Genomic DNA, 24,694 nt, shown 5'->3' with positions numbered 1-24,694 from the left:
TGCCGAACCGGCAGCGCTCACGCGCTGCCGGTCCCGAAGCGATAGACCGGGATGCCCATCTTGCGGGCCTTGTCGGCAAGGTTGTCCTGAATGCCGGTGCCGGGGAAGATGATGACCCCGATCGGCATGATGCCGAGCATCTGGTCGTTGCGCTTGAACGGTGCTGCCTTGGCATGTTTCGCCCAGTCAGGTTTGAAGGCGACCTGTGCGACCTTGCGGTTATTAGCCCATGTGGCCGCGATGCGTTCCGCGCCCTTGGGCGATCCGCCATGCATCAGCACCATGTCCGGGTGCTTGGCGTGGACCTGATCGAGCTTGGCCCAGATCGTCCGGTGATCGGTGGTGTCACCGCCCGAGAAAGCGATTTTCGGTCCGGCGGGCAGCAGCACCTCGTTGTCGGCCCGGCGTTTTGCGGCGATGAAGTCGCGGCTGTCGATCATGGCCGAGGTCATCTGGCGATGGTTGACCCGTGAGCCGGAGCGTTGCGACCAGGGCGTTCCGGTGGTGCGCAGATAGATGTCGGCGGCGGTATCGCGGAAGGTTTCCATGCTGTCGCGGCGCTCGATCAGGCTTTGTCCCGCGCCGATCAGGGTTTCGAGCTGGACGGATTTGACCTCGCTGCCATCCTGTTCACGCTGAAGGCGCTTCTGTGCCTGCTCGTTATCGTCGAGTTTGGTCTCGATCCGCTCGATAGCGCGGTGGAAGGTGTTGACGGTGGACCAGAGGATCTCGTCGAGGTCGAAATCGAGGCTGGTGTCGGCCATGGTGGAAATCAGGGCGTCGAAGATGTCGGAGACTGCGCCCTGGATGACGTGATCTTCGGGTGTAATCCGGGGATCGGCCTCGTCTTCGGAGGGACGGTAGCCGTAGAGTTCGAGTTCTTCGATGGCATGGCCGGTCGGGGACGTGCTGTGATCGGGTTCGAAATCGTCGTGCGCGTACATGGGATGCTTCCGTCAGTTGGACCGCGACCGTCGCGGCCTTCATGGCGAGACACGCCCACGGGCGCTCCGGTCTGGCAGCGCGAGCCTCTGGCGAGGGCCTTGATGGCAAAGCCCGGCTGATTTGTTTCGCGCTGTAAAGGCGGGCTTGCCCGCCGACGGAAATCAGTCGGGCGCCGCCATTGCCTGACCGGAGCGTTTGTGGGCCGATCGCCCTCTCGGAAGGCCAAGGCGCGGTCCTCTGCTGATGACAGGATGCAGCCTGCACGCATGACAGGATCGGAACGGTCCGATCACGGCCCCGTGCCGGCTATGCAATTGAAGCCATGAAGCGGCTGACGTCCTCGGGAGCGATTTGCACCCGGACCTCTGCCCGAACGGCATCCAGCCCGTAAGTTGCGAGATATTCGTTGAAGTCCCCCATCATGGGCGAGAGCGTGATAGCCTCGATCCCGACCTCGTGCGCCCGGTCCACCAGGCTATCACGGGCGCTGTCACCTGCCGGATCGTTGTCGCGGACGATATAGAGCCTGCGTAGTTGCGGCGGGAACAGGATGGCCGCGAGGTGTCCGGCCGAGAGCGCGGAAACCATCGGCATGGTAGGCAGAGCCTGACGCAGCGACAGGATGGTTTCGATACCTTCCCCCGCTGCCATGACATCCTGCGCATCCCCAAAACGAACTGCATGTCCGAGCAGGTCGCCCATTGCCTTTCTCGGCGGATCAACAGGTGCTTTGCCGGAACCGTCCGGGGCCAGCCATGTGCGGTGTGCGCCGGTGATCCTGCCATCGAGGTCGGTGACGGCGGCGATCATCGCGGGCCATGTTTCAGTCGGGCCATCGTCCTCGGGCCGCCAGTAGCAGTTGGGATGGAAGCGCAGATTTGCGGTTTGGCGTAAATCCGTAATGCCGCGTCCGCGTAAATACGCTTGTGCGATGCTACCGATCAGCGGCTGTGTCATGCGCCAGAGGCGGCGTGCGGCCTCGGATGATCCTGATGGTGCTGGTGTTCGGCACTGACGGGATGGTGGCTGCGGTTCAGGATGCGGCAGGCTGAGGAAGCGCCGGGCCTCTTCGGCAACGTCTGCGAAGTCGATCAGGCCGAGCGAGTCCCGGATCACGTCGAGCAAATCGCCATATTCCCCCGTGGCCGAGTCCTGCCATTTACCGGCAATGCCTTTCACGCTGTCGTGCAGCCGGACGAACATGGAGCGGCCAGCCGTGTTTCGGACATCGCCAACCTGCCAGTAATTGCCCTGTTTGCGACCATTCGAAAGATAGTGACGGCACACCGCCTCGGCCTGTCGGCCGAGACGCTGCGCCAGTTCGGAAGCGTTGAGACGCGCCATTATGCGGCCTCCCGCTCACCGATGCGCTCGACCGGAAAGCGATGCAGCAGCTTGGCAGTAATCTCCGGCCCCGTTGCATCGACTGGCACGAAGAAGCGTAGTTTCCACGAGATGATCTCGCTGAAGAGGCCATAGGCCCGCAACCGGTCACGCATTGCGTCAGTAAAGCCGGTCAGCTCGATCCGGTTGGCGCCCATGACCCGGACGCGGCGCAGTTGCAACCCCTCGGCGAGATCAAGGATCGTGCGACCTTCGATCAGCGCGGCATAAGCGGCATCGGGTGTCAGGCTGCTGGTAACGCCACTGGTCGAGGCATTGGCAGCCCATGCCGGCGATACCCGGCGACCGATGATGCGTTCGCCCTCGTCGGTCTGCAGCCGATAGACGCAGGAGGAGTCCTGCGGCAGCCGTTTCCAGATCGGCAGAAGCAGCCCAGTCACCATATGCAGAATGCTGTCGGTGAACTCCGGCACCTCGGCCAGTTCTGCCTTCCAGGCCACGGTGAAGTCGGCACGGTCGGCCTCGATCCAGTGGGTCTCGCCCATCGCCCGAACCGGAATGTTCATCGCCTCCATGGGCCGGATCAGCCGCACGCGCCGTTCGATCTCGCCATCATCCAGCATGACGCTGGTGGTCGGGATCTGCACGGCGGCACGACCGGATCGCTCGTTGATGAGCAGTTTGGCACGCGGATCATCCAGTTCAGCGAGGGCCGCATCGAGCGTGACCGGCTGATTGCGCTTGCGCTCGGTGAGCGTCAGGAGCCGGGTTTCCGCCCCGGTGCCCGGATGGGTGTGGATCACCTGCCGGTCTGTCACGATGAAGCTTTCCGCCTTCAGCGTTTCCAGCCCCATGTCATAGGTGCCGGATGCAATCGCCCCGTCGATCCGCGCCTGCAGAAGCTGCTCGAAGGCCGAGAACAGAATGCCCTGCAACTCGATGGTCAGCGCCAGCAGGCGGTTGAGGAAGGTGGTGATCGGTGGCAGGTCGTCCTTCACACCATTGCTATCCATCAGCTTCAGGCCGGTGGCGGATTCAAACCGCTCCAGCGAGCAGCCCTCGACCTTGCCGCGCACGATCAGCAGATAGAGCTGGCGCAACGCATCGCGGGCATAGGCGGATTCCAGATTGTCCTCGGGACGGAACAGCCCCTGACCACCGGTCTGGCGCTGGCCGCGTGTGATCGCGCCCAGCGTGTCGAGGCGGCGAGCGATGGTCGAAAGGAAGCGCTTCTCGGCTTTGACATCCGTGGCGATGGGTCTGAACAGCGGCGGCTGCGCCTGATTGGTACGGTTGGTGCGCCCGAGCCCCTGAATGGCAGCATCCGCCTTCCAGCCCGGTTCCAGCAGGTAATGCACGCGCAGCCGCTGGTTTTTCGCCGAGAGTTCGGCGTGGTAGCTGCGTCCCGTGCCACCGGCATCAGAGAAGACCAGAATGCGCTTCTGGTCATCCATGAAGGCCGAAGTCTCGGCAAGGTTGGCAGAGGGTGCACGGTTCTCGACCGCAAGGCGTGCCGATGCACCGTCGCCCTTGCGCACGATCCGGCGCGAACGCCCCGTAACCTCCGCCACCATATCCGTGCCGAAGCGCTGCACGATCTGGTCGAGCGCACCCGGGACAGGTGGAAGCGAACCCAGCTGCTCCAGCATCTCGTCGCGTCGCGCTACAGCTTCGCGGCACTCAACCGGCTGACCGTCGCGGAAGACGGGGCGTGACGACAGGTTCCCCTCGCCATCGGTGAAGGGTTCATAGAGCTGCACCGGAAAGGAATGCTGCAAATACGAGCCGACATATTCCCTCGGAGTGACATCGACGGAAATGTCACTCCATTCCTCGGTCGGGATCTCAGACAGCCGGCGTTCCATCAGGGCTTCGCCGGTCGAGACGATCTGGATGACGGCGGCATGGCCCGCTTCCAGATCGGCATCGATGGACCGGATCAGGGTCGGGGTTTTCATGGAGGTCAGCAGATGGCCGAAGAAGCGCTGCTTCGTGCTTTCAAAGGCCGAACGGGCAGCAGACTTCGCCTGCCGGTTCAGCGTCCCCTCGCTGCCGGTGATGTTGGCGGCTTCCATCGCCGCGTCCAGATTTCCATGAATCACGGCGAAGGCGGCAGCATATGAGTCGTAGATGTGCCGCTGTTCGTCCGTGAGCTGATGCTCGATCAGTTCATATTCGACGCCATCATAGGAGAGTGAGCGGGCGGTATAGAGGCCGAGAGATCGCAGGTCGCGGGCCAGCACTTCCATGGCCGCAACGCCGCCAGCTTCGATCGCCTCGACAAACTCGGCACGCGTCTGGAACGGAAAATCCTCACCACCCCAGAGGCCGAGGCGCTGCGCATAGGCGAGATTGTGGACGGTGGTGGCGCCGGTTGCCGAGACATAAACCACGCGGGCGTCGGGCAGCGCATGTTGGAGCCGCAGGCCCGCACGTCCCTGCTGCGAGGCAGCGACATCGCCGCGTTCTCCTTTTCCGCCACCGGCATTCTGCATGGAATGGCTCTCGTCGAATATGATGGCTCCATCGAAATCGGAGCCCAACCATTCGACGATCTGCTTGACGCGGGAAACCTTCTCGCCCCGGTCGTCGGAGCGTAGCGTGGCATAGGTGGTAAAAAGGATGCCTTCCGACAGCGTGATCGGCTTGCCCTGCGGGAAGCGTGACAGAGGCGTGACCAGCAACCGTTCCATGCCAAGCGCCGACCAGTCGCGCTGCGCGTCCTCGATCAGCTTGTCGGATTTAGAGATCCAGATCGCCTTGCGCCGACCGCGCAGCCAGTTGTCGAGAATGATGGCGGCGGACTGGCGGCCTTTGCCAGCGCCGGTTCCGTCACCGAGCATGAAGCCCCGGCGAAAGCGGATCGATCCGGCAGCATCCTCGGGTGCAGCGCTCACATTGTCGAAATGCTCGTCCACGGTCCATGCACCCGCGAGATGATCGGCATGGGCTTCACCAGCATAGATCACCGTTTCAAGCTGGGCGTCCGACAGACGCGCGCAGATGTCAGCGGGCAGCATGGGCCGGTAAGAAGGCTTCGGCGGTGCGACCGAGGCCATGGCGGCGGATTGCACGAGTTTGGTCGGATGCGGCTGTGCGCCAGCGATGCGCAGCGATTGCAGCGCATATTCCTCATAGATGGCATCGGACAGGCGAGCACCTTCCGGTGGCGTCCAGTCCACGGTCTCATAGGCGAGTTCAACGCCCTCGGGATCGTTGGCGGGAGCAGCAGGAGGCCGCGCAGCTGTCGCGCGGGCCAAATAGCCCCGCACGATTTTCGGCGCGGCGGTCGAAGCAGGCACCACGATCTTCGGCAATGATACCGGCGAACGCTGCGGGACATGCGCCTCGATCCATCCGATCAGCGTGGCAACATTGGGGGCGATGCCTGGTGAGGCCGGGAAGATGCCAGGATCATCGGCGGGCCGTTTGTCGATAACGGTCAGCCGCGTGTCGATTGTGGTGCCGTGCTTTGCATAGACCGCGCCATCGACGGCGGCGGTGAACACCACACGGCCACGCGCCTGCAAGCGGATGAAAGCCGACCGCCATGCCGGAGCTTCTGGGCCAAAGCCTGCGCCAGTGATCGTCACCAGCCGACCGCCAGGAGCAAGGCGGGCCAGCGCCGAGGCAACATGGCGATAGGCCGCATCAGCGACACGCCCGCTGACATTGGCCATGACCGAGAATGGCGGGTTCATCAGCACCACGGACGGGACGGCATCCGGGGCCAGATGATCGTCAATCTGGGCGGCGTCGAACCGGGTGACGGCGAAAGCCGGAAAGAGCGAGGCCAAAAGATCGGCGCGGGTGTCGGCCAGTTCGTTGAGGATAAGCGAGCCGCCGATGGTCTGCGCCAGGATTGCCAGAAGGCCGGTCCCCGCCGATGGTTCCAGAACCCTGTCATCAGGTGTGATCGCAGCGGCTGTCAAAGCGGCAAGGCCCAATGGTAGAGGCGTGCTGAACTGCTGGAGGTTCTGGCTTTCCTCGGAACGCCGGGTCTGCGTGGGCAACAGAGTCGCGATCTTTGCCAGCACGGAAATCCGGGCAGCCGGAGACGAGGCTTTGCGGAAAAGCGCCTTTCCGTATTTGCGTAAGAAAAGGACGGTGGCGACTTCGCACGCCTCATAGGCCAGCTTCCAGTCCCAGACGCCAGTAGCGTCGGATGCGCCGAATGCGGTTTCCATCGCACCGCGCAATGTGGCGGCATCGACGCGCTGACCGCGTTCGAGATGGGGGAGCAGAAGATTGGCCGCAGCCAGGATCGCGGGCGCAGCCGCCAGCGGCGTGGCCGGATCGGTCACGGGGAAAACCATGTTCATGTCGAGAACCTCAGGAGAGCGGGAAGGACAAGCCCGGACAGCGCTCTCTCTCGACCACCCGGACCTGACCCTTTCCGGCCCGCCGCTCACTCTCAAATCGCAGCATGAAAAAGCGCCCCGACCAGATGGCGGGGCGCTTGGCAGTGTCTTCTCAGGATCATCCGAAGCGGCGACCGGCTTCGGTGAAGATGTATTCATTGGCGGCGATGGCTTCATCGACCGCCTCGTCCGAGGACAGATAATCATATTCGCGTTCAAGCTGGCGGTAGAGCCATCGGGCCAGATCGCGCAGCGCCTCGATGATCGTCTCCTCGGCATCAGCGGTCATGTCCTGCCAGGTCGGGCTGTCACGCTCGACCGAGATCGACATGCAGTATTCGTGATAATAATGGCCGCGATGGCTGGCATCGGCGCGAAGCTGATAGAAGTTGCGGCGCTGGATCGCCTGAAGGGTATCGGCGATGCGGTGCAGCTCGGTGTCCTGCGGGGCGTATTCCCGGATCCGGCGCGGTGCATGTTTGCGGTAGGAATACCAGGATTCAAAGCAGGCACCGTCACCTTGTGACCAGAAGCCCCGGAACCAGATGCAGGGGTCTTGCCGTGTGCCGCCTCCCATCAACCGGATGGTGCGGGTCTTGAGGTTCAGCCCGAGGATTTCGGCGATGCGCTGGAAATCCTCATAGACGGCATCGTACCAGTCATAGTCGAAGCCACCCTCACGATACCAGGCGCGGGCCTTGTCCTTCGCCGCATCGGACAATTCGCCCAGGCGATACACGGTGGTTTCGATGATCTCAGGCATAGGGATCTCTCCCTTCCAGAGCCGAGGAAAGCCAACCATCGGTATAGATCCAATCGACCGTTTCGCCGGTGGCGAGATCGAGGACATGCGCGCCGCCACCAAATCCGTCGATGCGCGGTTTCGAGCAGCTGTTTGCGTACTGGAAACCCCATAATCCGCTCAGGCCAAATTCGGCAGCGCAGCGTTTGACAAACTGGACGACATGCTCGGGATCGCCGGTGACATCATCGCGCATCCAGAGTTGCGTGCCGCCATGCTCTGGCTGGATGGAGAGCAGGAAGCCATCCGAGGGCGGATCTTCGGCGGCATTGTCATCCGCCAGAGCGTTGTAGAGATTGAGCGCGCGGGCAGCGTTTTCGGGGGTGCCTACGTCGAGGAGGCAGGAAAAATGCGTGTAATAGTCGGCCATGACGGTCTCCGGACATGACATGGCCCGGCGTATGGCCGAGCCGAATGGGATGGAAAGGGGTGAAGCTCAGGCGGCTTGCGGCAGGCGGAGCAGATCGGCCGCGGTCTCGCGCCAGAAGGCGTCGACCAGCCGGGCCTCCAGCGAAGCGGCTCGGTAACGCAGCCGTCTCGCATCACCGGCGTCCAAGACCCGGAATGCCATACCGCGCAGGCGGCTGGCCTCGGTCACGATCCTGCGTGCCTCGGCATCGGATGCGACCGGCTGTTGCCAGAGGATAATGTCAGCGCGGATTTCACCGGCGAGGACCAGGCGCTGATCACGGTCCTGAATGAGCATGATGCGCGGCTGAAAATACGGGAAGCTGTCTGGCCCCGTGCAAATATCTCCGCGCGACAGGCGCAAGGTCGCGGCCTGTATAGCCTCTTCCGGTGACGGGCATTCGCCAAGCGGGATCACGCGGTCGAAACTGTTCGCCGCGTCACTGGCGTCATAGCTGGCCACACCGAGGCACGAGATGCGCAGCGGCAGCTTTTGCGCCCGATAAAGCGTGGGCAGAACATCGGCAGCCAGAATCTGACCGATGGAGCGGAAGGTTTCGGAACGGACAAAGGTCATCGGGATCACTCCATGACGGGCGCCGGTGAGCCTCTCTCTCCGACCCTCAACCCGTCACGGCCGAACGGCCCGCACTCTTCCTCTCTGACCGGGCTTGTTCCCGGTTCCGCCGTCGGCGATGGGCAATCATCGCGACGCGCTGAAGGCCCGGTCGCGGGCTTGCCGCGGCCAGGCTGTCGGGGATGAGGCGCGGTCGCGCCTTACCCCCAAGGATCCAGCTCCAGCTTCACCATGTCGTCGTCGCCGTCGAACTCGGCGGCGGGACAAGCGGCGTGGGTGCCGTCCCCGGCCTGGAACACGACGATCTCGACCATCAGCGTGGCGGCGAGGCTGGCGGCGAAGGCGGTGGCATCTGCATAGGACATGGGTTCCGGCTCCTGTCTTTGGAGGCGGGGGACCGTCCCCCGCGCGACAGGCGCCCGAAGTGTCTGACCGGATCTGCAATCACCCTCGGGCGTTCGGACTTTTCCGAATCCCCGAGGGCGGCACGCTCGCGTAAGCCGACCCTTCATGGGTTGAATGCAAAGAAGCGGATCAGACCAAGGTTTGCGAATGGAAGCGGGGGTGGTTTTCGCATCTGACAGGATGCCAGATACCCGCCCGCAGATGCTCTGCCGCGCCAGCCTTGCCACCATGCTGGCATCGGGATCGTGTTCCCTTCAGGCCAGAGATGGCTGCCGCTTGTCCTGATAGAAATGGCGGATTGCATGGTGAAGCCGGATTGGATCCGTCCGGCGCTGACCTCCCATCCTCACGGGCAGACACCCTGCGATCGGGTCTTCAGCTCCAAAGCCCATCGGCAATTTCTCGGGCGATCATCGCGCGCGCCTTCATTATCAGATCATCGCCCGAGGTATCGATATGACCGAAGAAACGGGCACGAGCACCATGAGCTGCCCACTCGGCGTAGCGGCAATACTCACGGGCATCGAGCCGGAACACCCGCATGTCTTCGGACCAGTGAGGCTTTGGCTCCACGACAACAGTGATGCCATCGCGGGTTTCGGTCCACGGTAAGGTTCGATCCGAAGGGGGATGTTCGCGGTCGTCCAGAAAAATCTGATCGATGTCGATACTGATCGGCATGGCGGCTCTCCAAAGAAAAAGCCCGATCACGAGGACCGGGCGAGTTACGGAAACGGAGCGGTTGGAACGAGGCGACCGAAGCCGCCCCGCATGAGTGCTATTCAGCAGCGACCATATGCTGTTCTTCCTCGTCGTCAGCCGGGTCGTCCTCGCCATCGCCGGAAAGGAAATCGGGCAGATCGTCGGCTTCCGCCGCAGCGCCCGATGCCGGATCGACTTCGATACCATCGTCCACCATGCGCAGCGGCTCAGGCAACCAACCGGAATCGGCAAGCAGGCGTTCGGCCTCCTTGGCCATGTCGCCCTTCTTGAGGTGTCCGATCAGATCGGCGGCCCGGTCACCGGCCCCTTCGCGCACGGCTTCAAGGATACGCGGCTTGGTCACGCGGCCGAGATAGTTGCCAACAGTCGGTCGCCAACCCACGGCCACCATGTCGAGGCCGGTCGAACGGGCGAGCCGGTCAGCCTGCGACAGGCGGATGTCCAGCCCGTGCTGGCTGACGCCCACGCCGCTGTAAGGGTTGGGCTTTTCATATAGCGCGTTGACACCGAAGCTGACGCAATGGGCGAGCAGATCCATGCGCGAACCATCGTCCAGATCGGTCAGCCAATCCCAGAGGGCGGCATCATCTGCCGGGATATGATCGCCCCAGCGTTCGTGCCGGTCCTGGATCGCCTTGGCCGAAGCGCTGTCGCGCAGATCCTCGGCCTGCGCGGGCAGATGCACCTCGCGGACCTGTGCTTCGAGGCAACCGCGGCTGGAATGCGGCATGAAGCAATCCATGACCAGCCTGTGCAGCAGTGCCGTCATGGCGACATGCGGGTTTACTGCCACCGCATCCCGCAGCGCCAGCGTCCGATGCGCGGTCAGCTCGCTGACCAGGCGATCGGGCAGCGGCTTGATGGTGTCGGCCTCGTCTTCCTCCTCAGTTTCGACCGCCTGGCCGCCCAGCGTGATAACTGCACCCATGCGGCTTACCTCCGGTTCTGCCCGCTGGATCACCTCGCCGGTTTTCGGGTCAACGATTTCAGCTTCCGGTTTCGCAGGCGTTTCATCCTCGGCGCGAACATAGCCGCGCTCGATCAGCAATGCGCCATCGGCGTCGATGCTGATGAAGACACCCGCCATGCCGATCTGGTCCGGCTCGAAGGTCATCGGACGGCGCTCGAAGGTTTCCAACGCCTGTTCGATCTCACTGAGGCGGGCGTCGATCTCGTCCGGCAGTTCGTCGGCCTCGCCATATTCCGCTTCAAGCCGCTCATATTCGTCGCGCAATGCCTCGCGGGTGGCGCGTTCATCTTCGGTCAGATCGACCGTGGTGCCGACAATCTGGCGCAAGCCATGGTCGTGACCGTAGGGAAAGGTGATGGCGACCTCGATCCATTTCCAGCCCTCGGCGGCGATGGCTTCGGCCTCGGCCTTCAGTTTTTCGCCCACCAGCCTGTCGAGCAGCACAGGATCTTGCAGCCACCCACCATCGTCCTGCTGGAAGAGATCGCGCAGCACGCAGCCGCCAGCCTCCTCATAAGCGGCAATACCAACAAACACCGCCCGCTTGTCGGCGGCGCGAACCGTGGTTTCGGTCAGCAGGCGGCGGATGTGGTAGGGTTCTTTCTGCCAGCCATCCTTGATCGCTTCCCAGACCTGCTCCTGACGGGCATGGTCAGAACTGACGCTAAAGGCCATGAGCTGTTCCAGCGTCATGCCGTCCTCAGCATAGACGTCGAGCAACGCCGGTGAGACGGAAACCAGACGCAGGCGCTGTTTCACCACCTTGGCGTCCACGAAGAAGGCGGCAGCGATGGATTCCTCGGTCATGCCCTTTTCGCGCATAGCCTGGAAGGCGCGGAACTGGTCGAGCGGGTGCAGCGGTGCGCGCTCGATGTTCTCGGCAAGCGAAACCTCATCGATCAGCACATCGGCGCTGACCTCCGACACGACGCAGGGGACCGGCGCAATTTTGGCGAGGCGCTTTTGCTTGACCAGCAGTTCCAGCGCCCGGAAACGGCGACCGCCGGCGGGCACCTCGAACATGCCGGTTTCCTTGTCCTCGGCATCCACCACCGGGCGGACATGCAGGGACTGGATCAGGCCGCGACGGGCGATGGACTCGGCCAGTTCCTCGACCGAGATCCCGGCCTTAACGCGCCGAACATTGGACTGGCTGAGCACCAGCTTGTTGAAGGGAATGTCGCGCGAGGACGACAGGGTGATCTTCTGAACGGCAGTGGCCATGTCAGTGACTCCATGACGGACGCCGGTGAGCCTCTCTCTCCGGCTATCAGCCCGTCACGAAGCGAAGCGCCGCCCTCTTCCTCTAAAGAGAGCGACGCCAGCCGCAGAACCTGAAACCCGGAAATCAGGCACTCCGGTTTTCTGTATCGGCGGATGTACGGGAAAAGCTCGCGCCGACGCGGTAGAGCAGACGCTCGGCGGCGCGGATGCTGCCGGTCTCACGGGCGGCCTCGGCCCAGACCGAGATCGGGAAATCGCCGGTGAACAGCAGGTCGCGCTCGATGCCCATGCCGAAGGGCAGCCGGACTGACTGCATCTCGGCAAGGCTCCACGAACCCAGTTCGGGATGGCCGAGATCCGCCAGGCCGAACATGATGTCGTCATCCTCATCCAGTTCGGTAGCGAGCCAGACGCCTTCACCGATGGGATTGAAGAACTTTACGACCGGGATGTTATCCTGATCGCGCTGGCGACCATTCGCCAGCAGGCGGTCTCGCTGTGCGCCGGTCAGGAGGATCATGCCGCCGCCCTCCGGTCGGTTTCGCTCGCATCCGGCTCCCCGGTGTCTTCGGCAAGCATATGCGACAGCAGCCAGTCCGCCGCCTTGCTGGCCTGCGAGGCCGCGCGGACAATCGCGCGGGAATCCTCGCGCATGACCTCCAGCCACGACCCGATATAATCGGCATGGCGGACGGTCGGCACGATCCCGAGCGCGGCGCAGCTGAAAGCTGCGGCCTGTTCGGCAATCATCTCCTCGAAAGCGTATTTCTTCGAGCCGAACGAGCCGGTCAGATCGCGGTTGAGACGGCTGTGATGGCCGCTGGCGTGGCCCAGCTCATGCAGGGCCGTCCTGTGCCAGTTGATCGGTTCGAAATAGGCTTGCGGAGGCGGCACCTGCACATAGTCGAGCGACGGCATATAGAAGGCGCGATTGCCGCCAATACGGAAGTCAATGCCGGTGGCCCGGATCAGCGCCTCGACCCGAGGTTCGATCAGGCCCGGCGGCGGTGGCGGCGCGACTGCCGTGATGTCATCGGGCAGACCATCGCATTGCGCGGCATTGAAGACCGTGAACCGCTTCAGGAACGGAATGGCATGCGCATCCTCACCCGTTTCGCGGGCACGGCGCTTCTCGTCCTCAGGGGTGAAACGGTCGGCATAAACGACGGTGGTGCCACGTTCGCCCTTCCTGACATTTCCGCCAAGCGAAAGCGCCTGGCGGAAAGTCAGCCACGCCTGGCCGGGGAAACCATGCTGGATGACAGCGCCCCAGAGGATGAGAATATTGATGCCTGAATAGGACCGGCCGGTTGAAGCATTTCTCGGCAGGCCCAGCGGGGCGGTATTGGGCGACGCGCCCCAGGGCTGGACCCAGGGTAGCCGGCCTTGCTCCAGCTCAGCGATGATCTTGTTGGTGATGTCATCATAAAGGTTGCTGCGCGCGCCACCGTCAGCGGGGCTGTGAGCGTGTCTGGCCATCGGTGTAATCTCCGCGACGGGCGCCGGAAGCCTCTCTTCCAGCCCTCAACCCGTCACGGAAAACCCGTCCGCACTCTCACTCTGAAGGGGGCGTTGCGGGGTCTCCCCGCAGAAGGGGTAGGCAGAGACCAAGGCTCGGCCGCAGGGGAAGGCTTTCCCCATATCTGGCCTCTGTACGAGCGCGGAGCCCTCACAAAGGCGGACTATGGCTGACGTCTTCCTCCAGCTTTCAATCGAAGATCACACGAGGCGTTGGAGTCGTCGCTGACCGTTCGGGTCGCCCTACCCATATTCTCGAAATGGTGGCGACCCTTTGCGCCGCTTGGGAATCATCTGCCGACCACGCCCCATCTGTTAGGGACAATGCGAAAGCTTGCCGTGAGGAAAAGCGGCGGTCCAGCAAGATCCACCGGTGGCTACTGGCCTGGCTTACAGAGGCGTGCAGCCCATAATCGCGAACACGATGGCTGCCGAGACGCTCGCTTGAGATCAAGGCAGAACAGAATCAGGTCCAAGATATTGTTATAGAAAGATAAATGAGCATCCATGCTTACGTGGATTTGCCGCGTAAGCAACATCTCTCAAAAAGAGGGAGTTGATAATGTTTTGATTTTTATGGGAAAAATGGCGCACCCGAGAGGATTCGAACCTCTGGCCTCCGCCTTCGGAGGGCGGCGCTCTATCCAGCTGAGCTACGGGTGCATACCGTTCGCGAGGTGCTTACGTCATGCTTACGCGAGTTTTTTGGCTTCTTGAAGAGCAAACCCGATATTCGCTCAAGCCATTGTTAAATCAGTACCTTTTTCCAACACATTCAGCCTTCGCCGGACTTGACTACCGCCTTCGGAGGGCAGCGCTCTATCCAGCTGAGCTACGGGTGCCGGTAGAGCGGCGCGTCTAGCAGGGCTCTGCGGCGCCAGCAATGGCCTATCGACCGCGCGGCGGCAATGTGCGAAGGCGCCCCGGCACGGAAGGACGGGACGCGATGCAGGCATCCGAACGGCGCTGGCCGATGGCCGCCGACCTTTATGGCGAAATGCAGCTCGAGGCCGCGCCGCCGGCGCAGCGGCGCGTGCGCGACTATCTGCCGGGCGCGCTCGTCACCGCGATTGCGGCGCTCGCCGCGGCTTGGCTCGCCGACCATTATGCCGCGCCGATCGTGCTGATGGGCCTGCTCATCGGCCTTGCCCTGTCCTTCCTGTCGCAGGACCGGCGCACCCACGCAGGGCTCGACCTGATGTCGCAGACCGCGCTGCGGATCGGCATCGTCCTCGTCGGCGCGCGGATCACCGCCGCGCAACTCGCCGAGCTGGGGCCACAGCCCTTTGCTCTCCTCATCGGTATCATGCTCGCGGTGATCGTCGCGACGACGCTGAGCGCGCGGCTGTTCGGGCAGGATCGCGATGCCGCGCTGCTCGCGGGCGGCGCGACCGCAATCTGCGGCGCATCGGCGGCGCTCGCGCTTTACTCGCTGATCGGCGACAGGCGCGTCGACCAGGCGCGCTTTACCCTTACCCTCGTCGGCATCACCGTCGCGAGTGCGCTCGCGATGACGCTCTATCCGGTGCTCGCCGCGCAGCTGGGGCTCACCGACACGCAGGCCGGATTCCTGATCGGCGCGTCGATCCACGATGTCGCGCAGGCGATCGGCGGCGGCTTTTCCTTCTCGCAAAAGGCCGGCGAGGTCGCGACGATCGTCAAGCTGACGCGCGTCGCGCTGTTCGCCCCGATGCTGATGCTCGTCGCGCTATGGCTTGGACGCCGCGGCGAAACCGCGCCCGGGCGACGGATTCCGCTGCGCCTGCCGTGGTTCATCACCGGCTTTCTCGCGCTCGCGGCGCTCAATTCGCTGATCGCTTTCCCGAAGCCCTTGCAGGACGGTGCGACGACCACGGCGCAGGCGCTGCTGCTGCTCGCGATCGTCGCCACCGCGATGAAGGCGCGGCTCGCGTTGCTGCTCGACCAGGGCTGGCGCAGCTTCGCGCCGATCATCGTCGCGACCTTGACGAGCTTCCTCTTCGCGCTCGCCGCCGCGCTCAGCCTGTGACGGCGTAGCGGCGTGGCGGCGTGGCGTCACGCCAAGCCCTTGATCGTTCAGCCTTTGGGCAGCGCCCAGCTGACCGTCAGCTGCGTCGCGCGGCGCGGGATGTCGAGCTTCGCTTCGCTGAAATTCGCCTTTTCGCCCGGCGGCAGCGTGCGCACCGGCGGCTTGATCGTCCAGCTGTAGACGATCGTCCCCTGCGCATCGCGCAGCTCGGCGAGGATCGGCGGGACGCGCTGTTCGCGGTCGGTCGGATTGATGATCACCCCCGACGCGGCGAAATAGATGGTGCCGTCGGCAAGCTCGCGATGATCCTGGTTCGGCGGCAGTTCGATCACCAGATCGGGTTCGCCGCTGGCGCCGCCGAGCCCCTGCGCCCAGTCGGGCAAGCCATAGACATAGAGCGCCGCAGTCGCCGCGATCATCAGCAGCGCCGCGATTCCCGCGACGAGCGTCCAGCGTTTCGCGGGGTTACGGCGCGCGCGGCGGAAGGGCAGCGGCGCCTCCTCGGCGCGCGCAGGCGCGGGCCGCGGCGCGGGCGCTTCAGCGGCGGCGAAGGCCTCGGGCGGAGGCGGCGGGGGCGGCGCATCCTCGACCGGCTGCGCGGCCGCGGAAGATGTTCCGGGCCGAGGCTCGGCGGCGGCGGGCGGCGGCGAGGACGGCGGCGCCGGCGGCGTTTCGGATGCGGCGGGCTGCGGCGGCATCGCCAGCGAGGCGGCGGGTTCCTGAAACCAGCTGTGACGGCAATTGGCGCAGCGCACGGTGCGCCCGTTCGGTCCGATCGCGGTATCGGGAACGACGTAGCGCGTGTGGCAGGACGGGCAGGCTAGGATCATGGCCCCCCTCTAAACACGCTGATTCGCGGCGTTGCAAGCGCCGCGTCGCGCGCGGGCCTTTACCTCGGCGGCGGGCCGTGCGACAGCCGGCGCATGAGGGCGGCGGACTATCGCATTTCCGGGGCAGGCGGCGCGCTTTTCGGCGCGTATCTGGCGTCATGACGGGCGCCGCGACGCAGCGCGCGGGCGGCGCGATGGTCGAATTCGACAATGTCGGGCTGCGCTATGGTCCCGATGGCGAAATCCTGTCGGACATCAGCTTCAACCTGCAACCGGGCAGCTTCTATTTCCTCACCGGCGCTTCGGGCGCGGGCAAGACCTCGCTGCTCAGGATGCTCTATCTCGCGCAGCGGCCGAGCCGCGGCATCGTGCGGCTGTTCGGCGAGGATCTGGGGTCGATGCCGCGTCACCGCCTGCCCGGCTTTCGGCGCCGCATCGGCGTCGTCTTTCAGGATTTCCGGCTGATCCCGCACCTGTCGGCGCGCGACAATATCGCGCTGCCGCTGCGCATCGCCGGGGTGAGCGAAGAGGATCTGGCGGGACCGGTGGGGGAAATGCTGAGCTGGATCGGGCTCGACGCGCGCGCCGAGGCGCGCCCCGCGACGCTGTCGGGCGGCGAGCAGCAGCGCGTCGCGATCGCGCGCGCGGTGATCGCACGGCCGCAATTGCTCGTCGCCGACGAACCGACCGGCAACGTCGATCCCGAGATGGCGATGCGCCTCCTCGGCCTGTTCGAGGCGCTCAACCGGCTCGGCACCACGGTCGTCGTCGCGACGCACGACGTCCACCTGATCAGCCGCATCGACAATGCGCAGATGATGCGGCTCGAAAAGGGACGCCTTTCCGACCCCACCGGCGCGCTGCGCTATCCGCCGAACCGGTCGTGAGGGGCGCCGCATGATCATTCCGCGCGTTCCCGTCCAGCACCGCCGCCTGCTTCCCGAACCGCGCCTGTCGGGGCCGACGCCGTGGGTGATCGCGATCCTGATGATGCTGACTTTGCTCGCCGCCGGCGCCGGGGTCGGGCTCGCGCGCGCGGCCGAGGCGATCGGCGAGGCGATCGCCGGGCGGGTGACGGTGCAGATCGTCACCCCCGGCCCCGCGGCGCGCGCCGAACAGGCGGCCGAGCTTGAGCGCAGCGCAGCGCGCGAACCCTATGTCCGCGCCGCGCGCCAGGTCGGGCAGGACGAGTTGCTCGCGACGCTCGGCCAGTGGCTCGGCAGCGCGGGCGGCGACGATCCGGTGCTCCGCTCGCTGCCGCTTCCCGCGCTCGTCGACATCGACCTTGCCGCCGGCGACCGTGCGCGCCAGCTCGCGCAGCTCAAAGCGCTGGTCGACGAGATCGCGCCGGGCGCGCGCGTCATCCCGCACGCCGAATGGCTGGGGCCGGTCGCCCGGCTGATCCGTTCGCTCGCGTGGATCGCGGGCGGCCTGGTGCTGCTGATGATCCTCGCGAGCGGCGCGGTCGTCGTGATGACCGCGCGCGCCGCGCTCGGCACCCATTATGCGACGATCGAGATGCTTCACCTGATCGGCGCGACCGACCGCCAGATCGCGCGATTGTTCCAGCGGCGCATCGCGATCGACACCGCCTATGGCATCGCGCTCGGCACCGCGGTCGCGGCGGCTCTTCTGCTGCTCGTCGGCTGGCAATGGTCGCGCGTCACCGCGGGGCTCGCCGCGACCGCTTCGCTCGGCACCGGCGGCTGGGCGCTCTTGCTGGCGCTGCCGCTATTGGCTATCGCGCTCGCTGCTTTGACGGCGCGCCAGACGCTGCTCGCCGCGCTCAAGAAGATATTATGATCAAGCGCCTGATCTCCCTCCTCTTCCTCGCCTGGGTGCTGGGCTTCGCCTGGTTCGCGCTGCTGCCGCCGATGCCCGCGCCACCGCAGAAAACCGACGCGATCGTCGTGCTCACCGGCGGCCCGGGGCGCATCGACCGCGCGCTCGAACTGCTCGAGGATGGGCAGGCAAAGCGCGTGCTGATCAGCGGCGTCGCGCGCGAGGTGAAGCCCAAGGAGCTCGCCGCCGAATATAAGCGCCCGCTCGCGCTGTTCGACTGCTGCGTCGCGCTGGGGTTCGATGCCGAGGATACGCGCTCGAACGCGACCGAGGTCGCAAGCTGGGTTGCGCGGCGGGGCTACAGGACGGTGCGGCTGGTGACGACCGACTGGCATATGCGCCGCGCGCACTATGAAATCGGCCGCGCGGTCGGCAAGGATGTGACGATCGTCCCCGATGCGGTGCGCAGCGAGCCGAGCTTCAGCACCCTGTTCCGCGAATATCACAAATATCTGGCGGGGCTGGTGGGCGGCCTGCTCGGGCTGTAATATCACGATGCGCTACGCGATCGCCCTTTTCCGCTCGATCCTCTTCTGGATGCTGTTCGGGCTGATGAGCGCCCTCTGCTCGATCGGCGCGGTGGTCGCGTTGCCCGTGTCGCACCGCGCGACGCAGTGGTTCGTGCATATGTGGGCGCGTTTCCACCGCTTCATCACCCGTTTCGTGCTCGGCCAGCGCGTCATCGTCGAAGGCGCGATGCCCGACAGCCCGCTGCTCTATGTCTTCAAGCACGAAGGCGCGTTCGAGACGATCGACCAGCCCCTGCTCTTCAAATGGCCCGCGGTGTTCGCGAAGGAGGAGCTGTTCTCGATCCCCGTGTGGGGCCAGGCGGCGCATCTCTATGGCCTGATCCCCGTCGACCGCGACGGCGGCGGCAAGGCGATGCGCGCGATGCTGAATGCCGCGAGGGCCGCGCTCGAAAAGGGCCGCCCGCTCGTCCTCTTCGCCGAAGGGACGCGCGTCCCGCACGGGCTCGCGCCGCCGCTGCGATCGGGCTTCGCGGGCGTCTATCGGCTGCTCGGCGTGCCGGTGATCCCCGTCGCGGTGAACAGCGGCCTCGTCTATCCGCCGCGCCGCTGGGTCAAATGGCCCGGCACGATCACCTATCGCGTCGGCGAAACGATTCCCGCCGGCCTGCCGCGCACGGAAGCCGAGCACCGCGTCTGGCGCGCGATCAACGCGCTCAACCCGCCCGAGGCGCTCGAGCGATCCGAATAGATCGCCGCCCTAGCGGAAGCCGGGGTCGCAGGATGTGCAGCGCCCGGACCAAATGCGCTGGCTCGGGACGCGGCGGCATAATAGTCTCACACAAAGGCACGAAGGCACAAAGAAGATCGTCTGCACAACCGTCACTTTCCTGCCGCAGGCGGCGACGAAAGCAGGATAGGCTTCGCGTGGACTGGCAAACAAAGGTGCTTCGTGCGCCCTCTTTGTGCCTTCGTGCCTTTGTGTGAGATCAAAAAAAACCAGCAAAAACTCAGCTAGCGCCCCAGCCGCCCGTCACCACCAGCCCCCCAAACGAGACCTAATGCTTCCGCCCGAAATCGGGCGCCGCATCGTCCTGCCCCTGCTCGATGATCGAGCGGCGGATCGCGCGGGTGCGGGTGAACCAGTCCTCCAGCTTGTCGCCGTCGCCGCGGCGGATCGCCTGCTGGAGCACGGTCAGATCCTCGTTGAAGCGCTGGAGGGTCGCGAGCACCGCATCGCGGTTGGCGAGGAACACGTCGCGCCACATCACCGGATCGCTCGCCGCGATGCGCGTGAAGTCGCGGAAACCGCCCGCCGAATATTTGATCACTTCGCTCTCGGTCACTTCCTCGAGCTCGCTCGCGGTGCCGACGATCGTATAGGCGATGAGGTGCGGCAGGTGGCTCGTCACCGCGAGCACCATGTCGTGATGCGCGGCGTCCATCGTCTCGACCCTGGCGCCGAGCGCGCTCCAGAACGCCTCGAGCGCGGCGACCGCGCCGGCGGGCGCTTCGGCGGGCGGGGTTACGATGCACCAGCGCCCGTCGAACAGGCTCGCAAAGCCCGCCGCAGGACCGCTGTTCTCGGTGCCCGCGACCGGGTGCGCGGGGATCACCAGATGCCCCGGCAGGGCGTCGCGCAGCGCGGCGCCGACCCCGGCCTTCGACGAGCCGACGTCGGATATGATCGCCTCTGCCTTCAACCCCGGCGCCACCGCGCGCGCCGCGTCGGCCATGCCGCCGACCGGCACCGCGAAGATCACCAGGTCGGCGTCCGCCACCGCCTCGGCGGGATCGGCGGCGATCCGGTCGCAAAGGCCGAGCGCTCCCGCTTCCTCGCGCACCGCGGCGCTGACGTCATGGCCCGTCACCGCGACGCCGGGCAGCTTCGCCTTCACCGCGCGCGCGATCGACGATCCGATCAGCCCGAGCCCGACGATCGCGAGCCGCTCGATGGTGCGCGCCATGCGCGATCAGCCTTGCAGAGCGGCGCGAATCGCCGCCGCGAGCCCGCGCGTCTCGTCTTCGGTCCCGATCGTCATGCGCAGCGCGTGCGGCAGGCCCTGCCCCGGCAGCCAGCGGACGATATAGCCCGCCTCCATCAACCGCTGATTCATCATCTCGGCGGTCACATCGCCCTCGAACAGCACGAGCAGGAAGTTGGTCGCCGACGGCACGACGCGCACGCCGTGATTGCCGAGCGCTTCGAGCTCGGCCGCCAGCCACGCGCGCCACTTCGCATTATGCGCGCGGCTCCGCGCTACGAACTCATCGTCGCCGACCGCCGCGACCGCCGCCGCCTGCCCCGCGCGCGTGACGTTGAACGGCAGGCGGATGCGGTGCAGCGCCGAAATCACGTCCGAACTCGCATAGCCCCAGCCGATGCGCTCGGCGGCGAGGCCGTGAATCTTTGAAAAGGTGCGGGTGACGAAGACGTTGGGCGCACTCTTCGCCAGCTCGAGCCCGCCGTCGTCCTCCTCGTCCGACAGATATTCGGCATAGGCCTGGTCGATCACGAACAGCACGTCCTTGGGCAGCCCGGCATGGAGCCGCGCCACCTCGTCGCGCGTCGCGAGCGTGCCCGTCGGATTGTTCGGATTGGCGAGATAGACGACACGCGTCCGGTCGGTCACCGCAGCGAGCAGCGCATCGACGTCGGTCGCATAATCGCTATCGTCGGCCTCGACCGGCACCGCGCCGACACGGCGCGCGGCGATTTCGTAAACAGCAAAGCCATAGCGGACATAGAGAATCTCGTCGCCGGCCCCGGCATAGCTGCCCGCCGCGAGATGGAGCAGCTCGTCCGATCCGTTGCCGCAGATGATCCGCGCCGGGTCGAGCCCGAACTTGGCGGCGATCGCCTCGCGCAGCATCACCGACCCCGGGTCGGGATAGCGCGACAGCGCATCGGCGGCCGCGAGCGTTTCGCGAAACGCCGCGCGCGCCTTGTCACCGGTGCCGAGCGGATTTTCATTCGCCGACAGCTTGATCAGCGGCCGTCCGTCGGCGCCCGCCGACTTGCCCGGGACATAGGGTGCAATGCCGCTGATCCACGGCTTGGGTTGAAGGGTCTGGGTCGCGTCGGTCATGCCGCGGCGTTTAACGGCTGCGGCCGCCGAGTCCAGTTTGTTGATGGGATTCGCGCAGAGACGCAGAGCGCGCAGAGGGAAGAAAAAGATTCACGCGGAGACGCGGAGACGCGGAGGATATTATCCGGGGCCGAATGGCCTCCTTTTTCCGGCTGCGCCGCGATCCTGGGCGAAGCCGTGGATCGACGGCCGCTTCGCGGCTGGCATCATTTCTCCGCGTCTCCGCGTCTCCGCGTGAATCAAATTCTCTGCGCGCTCTGCGTCTCTGCGCGAATATATCCAAGCCCCGGGTCTTCCGCGCGCATCGTTGACACGCCCGGCGCGCCCGCTTAGCCCCGCCTTCCCATGGCAAGCCGGCTCCACGCGATTCAGCATCACAGCGTCACGATCGACGCGCCGCTGGCGCTCGACAGCGGGCAGGCGCTGCCGTCGGTGACGATCGCCTTTCAAAGCTATGGCACGCTTGCCGCCGACAAATCCAATGCGGTGCTGATCTGCCACGCGCTCACCGGCGACCAATATGTCGCGAGCGACCATCCCGCGACGGGCAAGCCCGGCTGGTGGGCGCGGATGGTCGGGCCGGGCAAGCCCGTCGACACCGACCTTTATTTCGTGATCTGCGCCAATGTGCTCGGCAGCTGTATGGGGTCGAGCGGCCCCGCGACCCCCGACGCCGCGACCGGCGCGCCGCTCGGCATGCAATTCCCCGTCATCACGATCGGCGACATGGTGCGCGCGCAGGCGATGCTGCTCGACCATCTCGGCATCGCGCGGCTTCATGCCGTCATCGGCGGGTCGATGGGCGGGATGCAAGCGCTCGCCTGGGCGTCGGCCTGGCCCGAACGGCTCGGCTCGGCGATCGTCATCGCCAGCGCGGCGCGCCATTCGGCGCAGAATATCGCGTTCCACGAGGTCGGGCGGCAGGCGATCATGGCCGATCCCGACTGGCAGGACGGGCAATATTACGGCAGCGACCGCGCACCGACGAAGGGGCTCGCGGTCGCGCGCATGGCGGCGCACATCACCTATCTTTCCGAAGCGGGGCTGACCGAGAAATTCGGCCGCCGCCTGCAGGGGCGCGAGGCCAAGACCTTCGGCTTCGACGCCGATTTCCAGGTCGAATCCTATCTGCGCTATCAGGGGCTCGCCTTCACCGACCGCTTCGACGCCAACGCCTATCTCTACATCACGCGCGCGATGGACTATTTCGACCTCGCCGAGCCGCACGACGGCCGCCTCGCGGGTGCCTTCGCGGGCGCCAAGGACGTGCGCTTCACCCTCGTCAGCTTCGACACCGACTGGCTTTATCCGACCGCCGAATCGCGCCGCATCGTCCAGGCGCTGCAAAGCGTCGGCGCGGCGGCGAGCTTCGTCGAGCTGTCGGCGCCCTTCGGCCACGACAGCTTCCTGCTCGACGTCCCTGCGCTCGACCGGCTCGTCGCCGGCGCGCTCAAGAACGGCGGCTGACGATGGCGCTGCGCCCCGACCTTGCGATCATCGCCGCCGCGGTTCCGGCGCGCGCGCGCGCGCTCGACATCGGCTGCGGCGACGGCGAGCTGATCGCGGCGCTCAGGGACAAGGGGGTCGACGCGCGCGGGCTGGAGATCGACCCGGCGAACGTCACCGCGGCGATCGCGCGCGGCCAGTCGGTGGTGCAGGGCGATGCGAACCGCGACCTTATCGACTATCCCGCGGACGGTTTCGACTATGCGATCCTCTCGCAGACGCTCCAGACCACCGAGCGCCCCGACCGCGTCGTCGACGAACTGCTGCGCATCGCGCCGCGCGCCTTCGTCAGCTTCCCCAATTTCGCGCACTGGCGCGTCCGCCTCGCGCTGCTGTGGAACGGCCGGATGCCGGTGACGCGCCTGCTGCCCGTCGCCTGGTACGAGACGCCGAACATCCACCATGTCACCGTCAGCGACTTCCGCCAGCTGATCGCCGACAAGGGAATCCGCGTCGAACGCGCCTGGTATCTGTCGGGCGACAAGCCGACGAGCGACGCCGCCGCGAGCTGGCGCGCCGAACATGCGATCTTTCTGATCTCGCGGGGCTGACCGCTCGGCTCGCGGCGGTTTGCGACCGATTGCTGCCGTCAGGTCACCACCAGATTCGCGCAGAGGCGCAGAGAGCGCAGAGGGCAAGCGTGAAAATCTCTGCGTTCTCTGCGTCTCTGCGCGAAATGTTTGGGAGGCGGCATCCGACTGGTTTCGGACTTTCTTAAGCCCCTCCTCTTCAGAGGAGGGGTTTGGGGTGGTGCGCTGGCTGGGCGTTCGGTCGAGGCGACCACCCCGCTGCGACTAACGCGCAAGGCGCGTAAGTCTCGCTGCCCCTCCTCTGAAGAGGAGGGGTTGGGCGAATGTCTCGAATCCACCCCCAAGCTGGCATTCAATCTTTCAATGGACGCCGCCTCACGACAACGGAATGATCGCCCTCAATCCCTCCTCTTCAGCCCGTTCGCCAGCAGATCATTGGCGATCGCGGCCACAGCCTCGATGTCGGCATCGGCGTCCCACAGGCCATAGCGCATCCCCAGAAAGACATTCATCCCGCCGATCGCCCAGGCGTGGATCTCGCCGACGTCGGACCGGATTTCGCCGCGCGCCGCGCCGGTCTCCAGTCGCTGGCGGATGCGTTCGACCGTGGTTTCATAGTGGCGGCGATAGCTGGCGTAATCGACGAACTCGGCCTCGTCGATGATGCGGTAAATCTCCTTATGCTCGCGCACGAAGCCGAGGAAGGAAGCGAGGCCGATGCGTTCGGCCTCGATCTCGTCGGGCGCGGCCTGAACGATCGGCGTCACATGGTCGCGCAGCTGCTCGCTCATATAGCGGACGAGCGCCTGGAAGATTTCCTCTTTCGAATCGAAATAGGTGTAGAAGCTGCCGAGCGCGGTCCCCGCGCGCCGCGTGATGCCGCTGATCGACGCGTCGTGAAAGCCGCGCTCGCCGAATTCGACCGCCGCGGCGTCGAGCAGCTTGCGCAAGGTGCGCCGCCCGCGCTCGGTGCGCGGCGTCTTGTCGCCCTTCGCCGTTTCGTCCCGCCCGGCCATGCCTTGCGCCTGATCCATCGCTGCCATCCGTCCCCTGCCCCCTCGATCCCGGTGCATCGTGGCTTTTGCGCACCAGTGGCAAGCAAAAAATGCCCGGGCCGGTTTATAAGTTGAAACTTGGTTCACCTT

General features: G+C 65.4%; 22 protein-coding genes and 1 tRNA gene. 7 read left to right on the top strand and 16 right to left on the bottom strand.

Annotated elements, in window-relative coordinates; all coding sequences use genetic code 11:
* Positions 1-17: 17 nt before the first annotated feature.
* The 12 genes from KNJ79_RS22310 to KNJ79_RS22255 form a co-directional block, all read right to left on the bottom strand.
* Entirely contained in the window at positions 18-944 is a 927-nt protein-coding gene (locus KNJ79_RS22310; RefSeq protein WP_317154075.1) for a DUF2493 domain-containing protein, read from the bottom strand.
* 307 nt (positions 945-1,251) lie between these two features.
* Positions 1,252-2,289 (bottom strand): DUF7146 domain-containing protein, encoded by a 1,038-nt coding sequence (locus KNJ79_RS22305; protein ID WP_317154074.1) that lies wholly within the window; start codon positions 2,287-2,289, stop codon positions 1,252-1,254.
* A complete protein-coding gene (locus KNJ79_RS22300) occupies positions 2,289-6,611 on the bottom strand; it encodes a strawberry notch-like NTP hydrolase domain-containing protein (RefSeq protein WP_317154073.1) in 4,323 nt (1,440 codons plus the stop codon). Before KNJ79_RS22300 ends, KNJ79_RS22305 begins: the two co-directional genes overlap by 1 nt.
* A 157-nt stretch (positions 6,612-6,768) precedes the next feature.
* Positions 6,769-7,413 (bottom strand): antitoxin of toxin-antitoxin stability system, encoded by a 645-nt coding sequence (locus KNJ79_RS22295; protein WP_317154072.1) that lies wholly within the window; start codon positions 7,411-7,413, stop codon positions 6,769-6,771.
* On the bottom strand, positions 7,406-7,822 hold the full coding sequence (locus KNJ79_RS22290) for a hypothetical protein (RefSeq protein WP_317154071.1): 417 nt from the start codon (positions 7,820-7,822) through the stop codon (positions 7,406-7,408). Before KNJ79_RS22290 ends, KNJ79_RS22295 begins: the two co-directional genes overlap by 8 nt.
* Before the next feature lie 66 nt (positions 7,823-7,888).
* The gene (locus KNJ79_RS22285; RefSeq protein ID WP_317154070.1) at positions 7,889-8,437 is read right to left on the bottom strand and encodes a hypothetical protein; all 549 of its coding nucleotides are present in this window, start codon (positions 8,435-8,437) and stop codon (positions 7,889-7,891) included.
* A gap of 200 nt (positions 8,438-8,637) precedes the next feature.
* Positions 8,638-8,802, bottom strand: coding sequence for a hypothetical protein (locus KNJ79_RS22280; RefSeq protein ID WP_015740132.1), 165 nt, complete (start codon positions 8,800-8,802; stop codon positions 8,638-8,640).
* Between the two features lie 415 nt (positions 8,803-9,217).
* The gene (locus tag KNJ79_RS22275; protein ID WP_272790999.1) at positions 9,218-9,523 is read right to left on the bottom strand and encodes a hypothetical protein; all 306 of its coding nucleotides are present in this window, start codon (positions 9,521-9,523) and stop codon (positions 9,218-9,220) included.
* Positions 9,524-9,620: 97 nt separating this feature from the next.
* Positions 9,621-11,759, bottom strand: coding sequence for a Spo0J and enkurin domain-containing protein (locus KNJ79_RS22270; RefSeq protein ID WP_317154069.1), 2,139 nt, complete (start codon positions 11,757-11,759; stop codon positions 9,621-9,623).
* A gap of 124 nt (positions 11,760-11,883) precedes the next feature.
* A complete protein-coding gene (locus KNJ79_RS22265) occupies positions 11,884-12,279 on the bottom strand; it encodes a DUF2958 domain-containing protein (RefSeq protein WP_317154068.1) in 396 nt (131 codons plus the stop codon).
* Positions 12,276-13,238 carry an ArdC family protein gene (locus KNJ79_RS22260; RefSeq protein WP_317154067.1) on the bottom strand — a complete coding sequence of 321 codons (963 nt, stop codon included), beginning with the start codon at positions 13,236-13,238 and terminating at the stop codon, positions 12,276-12,278. Before KNJ79_RS22260 ends, KNJ79_RS22265 begins: the two co-directional genes overlap by 4 nt.
* 625 nt (positions 13,239-13,863) lie before the next feature.
* Positions 13,864-13,940: transfer RNA gene (locus KNJ79_RS22255), tRNA-Arg, on the bottom strand.
* Between the two features lie 283 nt (positions 13,941-14,223).
* Here KNJ79_RS22255 and KNJ79_RS22250 point away from each other — a divergent pair.
* Positions 14,224-15,285, top strand: a complete 1,062-nt coding sequence (locus tag KNJ79_RS22250; protein WP_317154066.1) for a YeiH family protein — start codon at positions 14,224-14,226, stop codon at positions 15,283-15,285.
* A 47-nt stretch (positions 15,286-15,332) separates the two neighbouring features.
* On the opposite strand, the gene KNJ79_RS22245 is transcribed toward KNJ79_RS22250, so the two are convergent.
* Positions 15,333-16,115, bottom strand: a complete 783-nt coding sequence (locus KNJ79_RS22245) for a zinc-ribbon domain-containing protein (protein WP_317154065.1) — start codon at positions 16,113-16,115, stop codon at positions 15,333-15,335.
* 158 nt (positions 16,116-16,273) lie between these two features.
* Here KNJ79_RS22245 and ftsE point away from each other — a divergent pair, with 158 nt between their 5' ends.
* Genes ftsE through KNJ79_RS22225 form a run of 4 tightly spaced genes read left to right on the top strand, consistent with a single transcriptional unit; the run spans position 16,274 to position 19,175 of the window.
* The gene (gene ftsE / locus KNJ79_RS22240) at positions 16,274-17,002 is read left to right on the top strand and encodes a cell division ATP-binding protein FtsE (RefSeq protein ID WP_089216112.1); all 729 of its coding nucleotides are present in this window, start codon (positions 16,274-16,276) and stop codon (positions 17,000-17,002) included.
* Between the two features lie 10 nt (positions 17,003-17,012).
* Positions 17,013-17,918, top strand: a complete 906-nt coding sequence (locus KNJ79_RS22235; protein WP_317154064.1) for a cell division protein FtsX — start codon at positions 17,013-17,015, stop codon at positions 17,916-17,918.
* Complete coding sequence (locus KNJ79_RS22230; protein ID WP_089216110.1) at positions 17,915-18,445, top strand: YdcF family protein; 531 nt, start codon at positions 17,915-17,917, stop codon at positions 18,443-18,445. The genes KNJ79_RS22235 and KNJ79_RS22230 overlap by 4 nt, the downstream gene beginning before the upstream one ends.
* A 7-nt stretch (positions 18,446-18,452) precedes the next feature.
* Positions 18,453-19,175 carry a lysophospholipid acyltransferase family protein gene (locus KNJ79_RS22225; protein ID WP_317154063.1) on the top strand — a complete coding sequence of 241 codons (723 nt, stop codon included), beginning with the start codon at positions 18,453-18,455 and terminating at the stop codon, positions 19,173-19,175.
* 307 nt (positions 19,176-19,482) lie between these two features.
* On the opposite strand, the gene KNJ79_RS22220 is transcribed toward KNJ79_RS22225, so the two are convergent.
* On the bottom strand, positions 19,483-20,391 hold the full coding sequence (locus KNJ79_RS22220; RefSeq protein WP_317154062.1) for a prephenate/arogenate dehydrogenase family protein: 909 nt from the start codon (positions 20,389-20,391) through the stop codon (positions 19,483-19,485).
* 6 nt (positions 20,392-20,397) lie between these two features.
* Complete coding sequence (gene hisC / locus KNJ79_RS22215) at positions 20,398-21,513, bottom strand: histidinol-phosphate transaminase (RefSeq protein ID WP_317154061.1); 1,116 nt, start codon at positions 21,511-21,513, stop codon at positions 20,398-20,400.
* A gap of 345 nt (positions 21,514-21,858) precedes the next feature.
* Here hisC and metX point away from each other — a divergent pair, with 345 nt between their 5' ends.
* Together metX and metW are read left to right on the top strand one after the other, a co-directional pair.
* Entirely contained in the window at positions 21,859-22,980 is a 1,122-nt protein-coding gene (gene metX / locus KNJ79_RS22210; RefSeq protein ID WP_317154060.1) for a homoserine O-acetyltransferase MetX, read from the top strand.
* Between the two features lie 2 nt (positions 22,981-22,982).
* Positions 22,983-23,570: a methionine biosynthesis protein MetW gene (gene metW, locus KNJ79_RS22205; RefSeq protein WP_317154059.1), complete on the top strand. Its 588-nt coding sequence runs from the start codon at positions 22,983-22,985 to the stop codon at positions 23,568-23,570.
* A 377-nt stretch (positions 23,571-23,947) separates the two neighbouring features.
* Here the strand turns inward: metW and KNJ79_RS22200 are convergent, their stop codons facing one another.
* Positions 23,948-24,583: a TetR/AcrR family transcriptional regulator gene (locus tag KNJ79_RS22200; RefSeq protein WP_317154058.1), complete on the bottom strand. Its 636-nt coding sequence runs from the start codon at positions 24,581-24,583 to the stop codon at positions 23,948-23,950.
* Positions 24,584-24,694 lie beyond the last annotated feature (111 nt).

Source organism: Sphingopyxis indica (assembly GCF_032879645.1).
GTDB classification, from domain to species: Bacteria; Pseudomonadota; Alphaproteobacteria; order Sphingomonadales; family Sphingomonadaceae; genus Sphingopyxis; species Sphingopyxis indica.
The sequence above is the reverse complement of the archived record's forward strand: the minus strand, read 5'-3'. Positions and strand labels throughout refer to the sequence as shown.

Coding starts and splice junctions, on each gene's coding strand:
- KNJ79_RS22310 (WP_317154075.1), bottom strand. CDS start 944: ATGTACGCGCACGACGATTTCGAACCCGATCACAGCACGTCCCCGACC.
- KNJ79_RS22305 (WP_317154074.1), bottom strand. CDS start 2,289: ATGGCGCGTCTCAACGCTTCCGAACTGGCGCAGCGTCTCGGCCGACAG.
- KNJ79_RS22300 (WP_317154073.1), bottom strand. CDS start 6,611: ATGAACATGGTTTTCCCCGTGACCGATCCGGCCACGCCGCTGGCGGCT.
- KNJ79_RS22295 (WP_317154072.1), bottom strand. CDS start 7,413: ATGCCTGAGATCATCGAAACCACCGTGTATCGCCTGGGCGAATTGTCC.
- KNJ79_RS22290 (WP_317154071.1), bottom strand. CDS start 7,822: ATGGCCGACTATTACACGCATTTTTCCTGCCTCCTCGACGTAGGCACC.
- KNJ79_RS22285 (WP_317154070.1), bottom strand. CDS start 8,437: ATGACCTTTGTCCGTTCCGAAACCTTCCGCTCCATCGGTCAGATTCTG.
- KNJ79_RS22280 (WP_015740132.1), bottom strand. CDS start 8,802: ATGTCCTATGCAGATGCCACCGCCTTCGCCGCCAGCCTCGCCGCCACG.
- KNJ79_RS22275 (WP_272790999.1), bottom strand. CDS start 9,523: ATGCCGATCAGTATCGACATCGATCAGATTTTTCTGGACGACCGCGAA.
- KNJ79_RS22270 (WP_317154069.1), bottom strand. CDS start 11,759: ATGGCCACTGCCGTTCAGAAGATCACCCTGTCGTCCTCGCGCGACATT.
- KNJ79_RS22265 (WP_317154068.1), bottom strand. CDS start 12,279: ATGATCCTCCTGACCGGCGCACAGCGAGACCGCCTGCTGGCGAATGGT.
- KNJ79_RS22260 (WP_317154067.1), bottom strand. CDS start 13,238: ATGGCCAGACACGCTCACAGCCCCGCTGACGGTGGCGCGCGCAGCAAC.
- KNJ79_RS22250 (WP_317154066.1), top strand. CDS start 14,224: ATGCAGGCATCCGAACGGCGCTGGCCGATGGCCGCCGACCTTTATGGC.
- KNJ79_RS22245 (WP_317154065.1), bottom strand. CDS start 16,115: ATGATCCTAGCCTGCCCGTCCTGCCACACGCGCTACGTCGTTCCCGAT.
- ftsE (WP_089216112.1), top strand. CDS start 16,274: ATGACGGGCGCCGCGACGCAGCGCGCGGGCGGCGCGATGGTCGAATTC.
- KNJ79_RS22235 (WP_317154064.1), top strand. CDS start 17,013: ATGATCATTCCGCGCGTTCCCGTCCAGCACCGCCGCCTGCTTCCCGAA.
- KNJ79_RS22230 (WP_089216110.1), top strand. CDS start 17,915: ATGATCAAGCGCCTGATCTCCCTCCTCTTCCTCGCCTGGGTGCTGGGC.
- KNJ79_RS22225 (WP_317154063.1), top strand. CDS start 18,453: ATGCGCTACGCGATCGCCCTTTTCCGCTCGATCCTCTTCTGGATGCTG.
- KNJ79_RS22220 (WP_317154062.1), bottom strand. CDS start 20,391: ATGGCGCGCACCATCGAGCGGCTCGCGATCGTCGGGCTCGGGCTGATC.
- hisC (WP_317154061.1), bottom strand. CDS start 21,513: ATGACCGACGCGACCCAGACCCTTCAACCCAAGCCGTGGATCAGCGGC.
- metX (WP_317154060.1), top strand. CDS start 21,859: ATGGCAAGCCGGCTCCACGCGATTCAGCATCACAGCGTCACGATCGAC.
- metW (WP_317154059.1), top strand. CDS start 22,983: ATGGCGCTGCGCCCCGACCTTGCGATCATCGCCGCCGCGGTTCCGGCG.
- KNJ79_RS22200 (WP_317154058.1), bottom strand. CDS start 24,583: ATGGATCAGGCGCAAGGCATGGCCGGGCGGGACGAAACGGCGAAGGGC.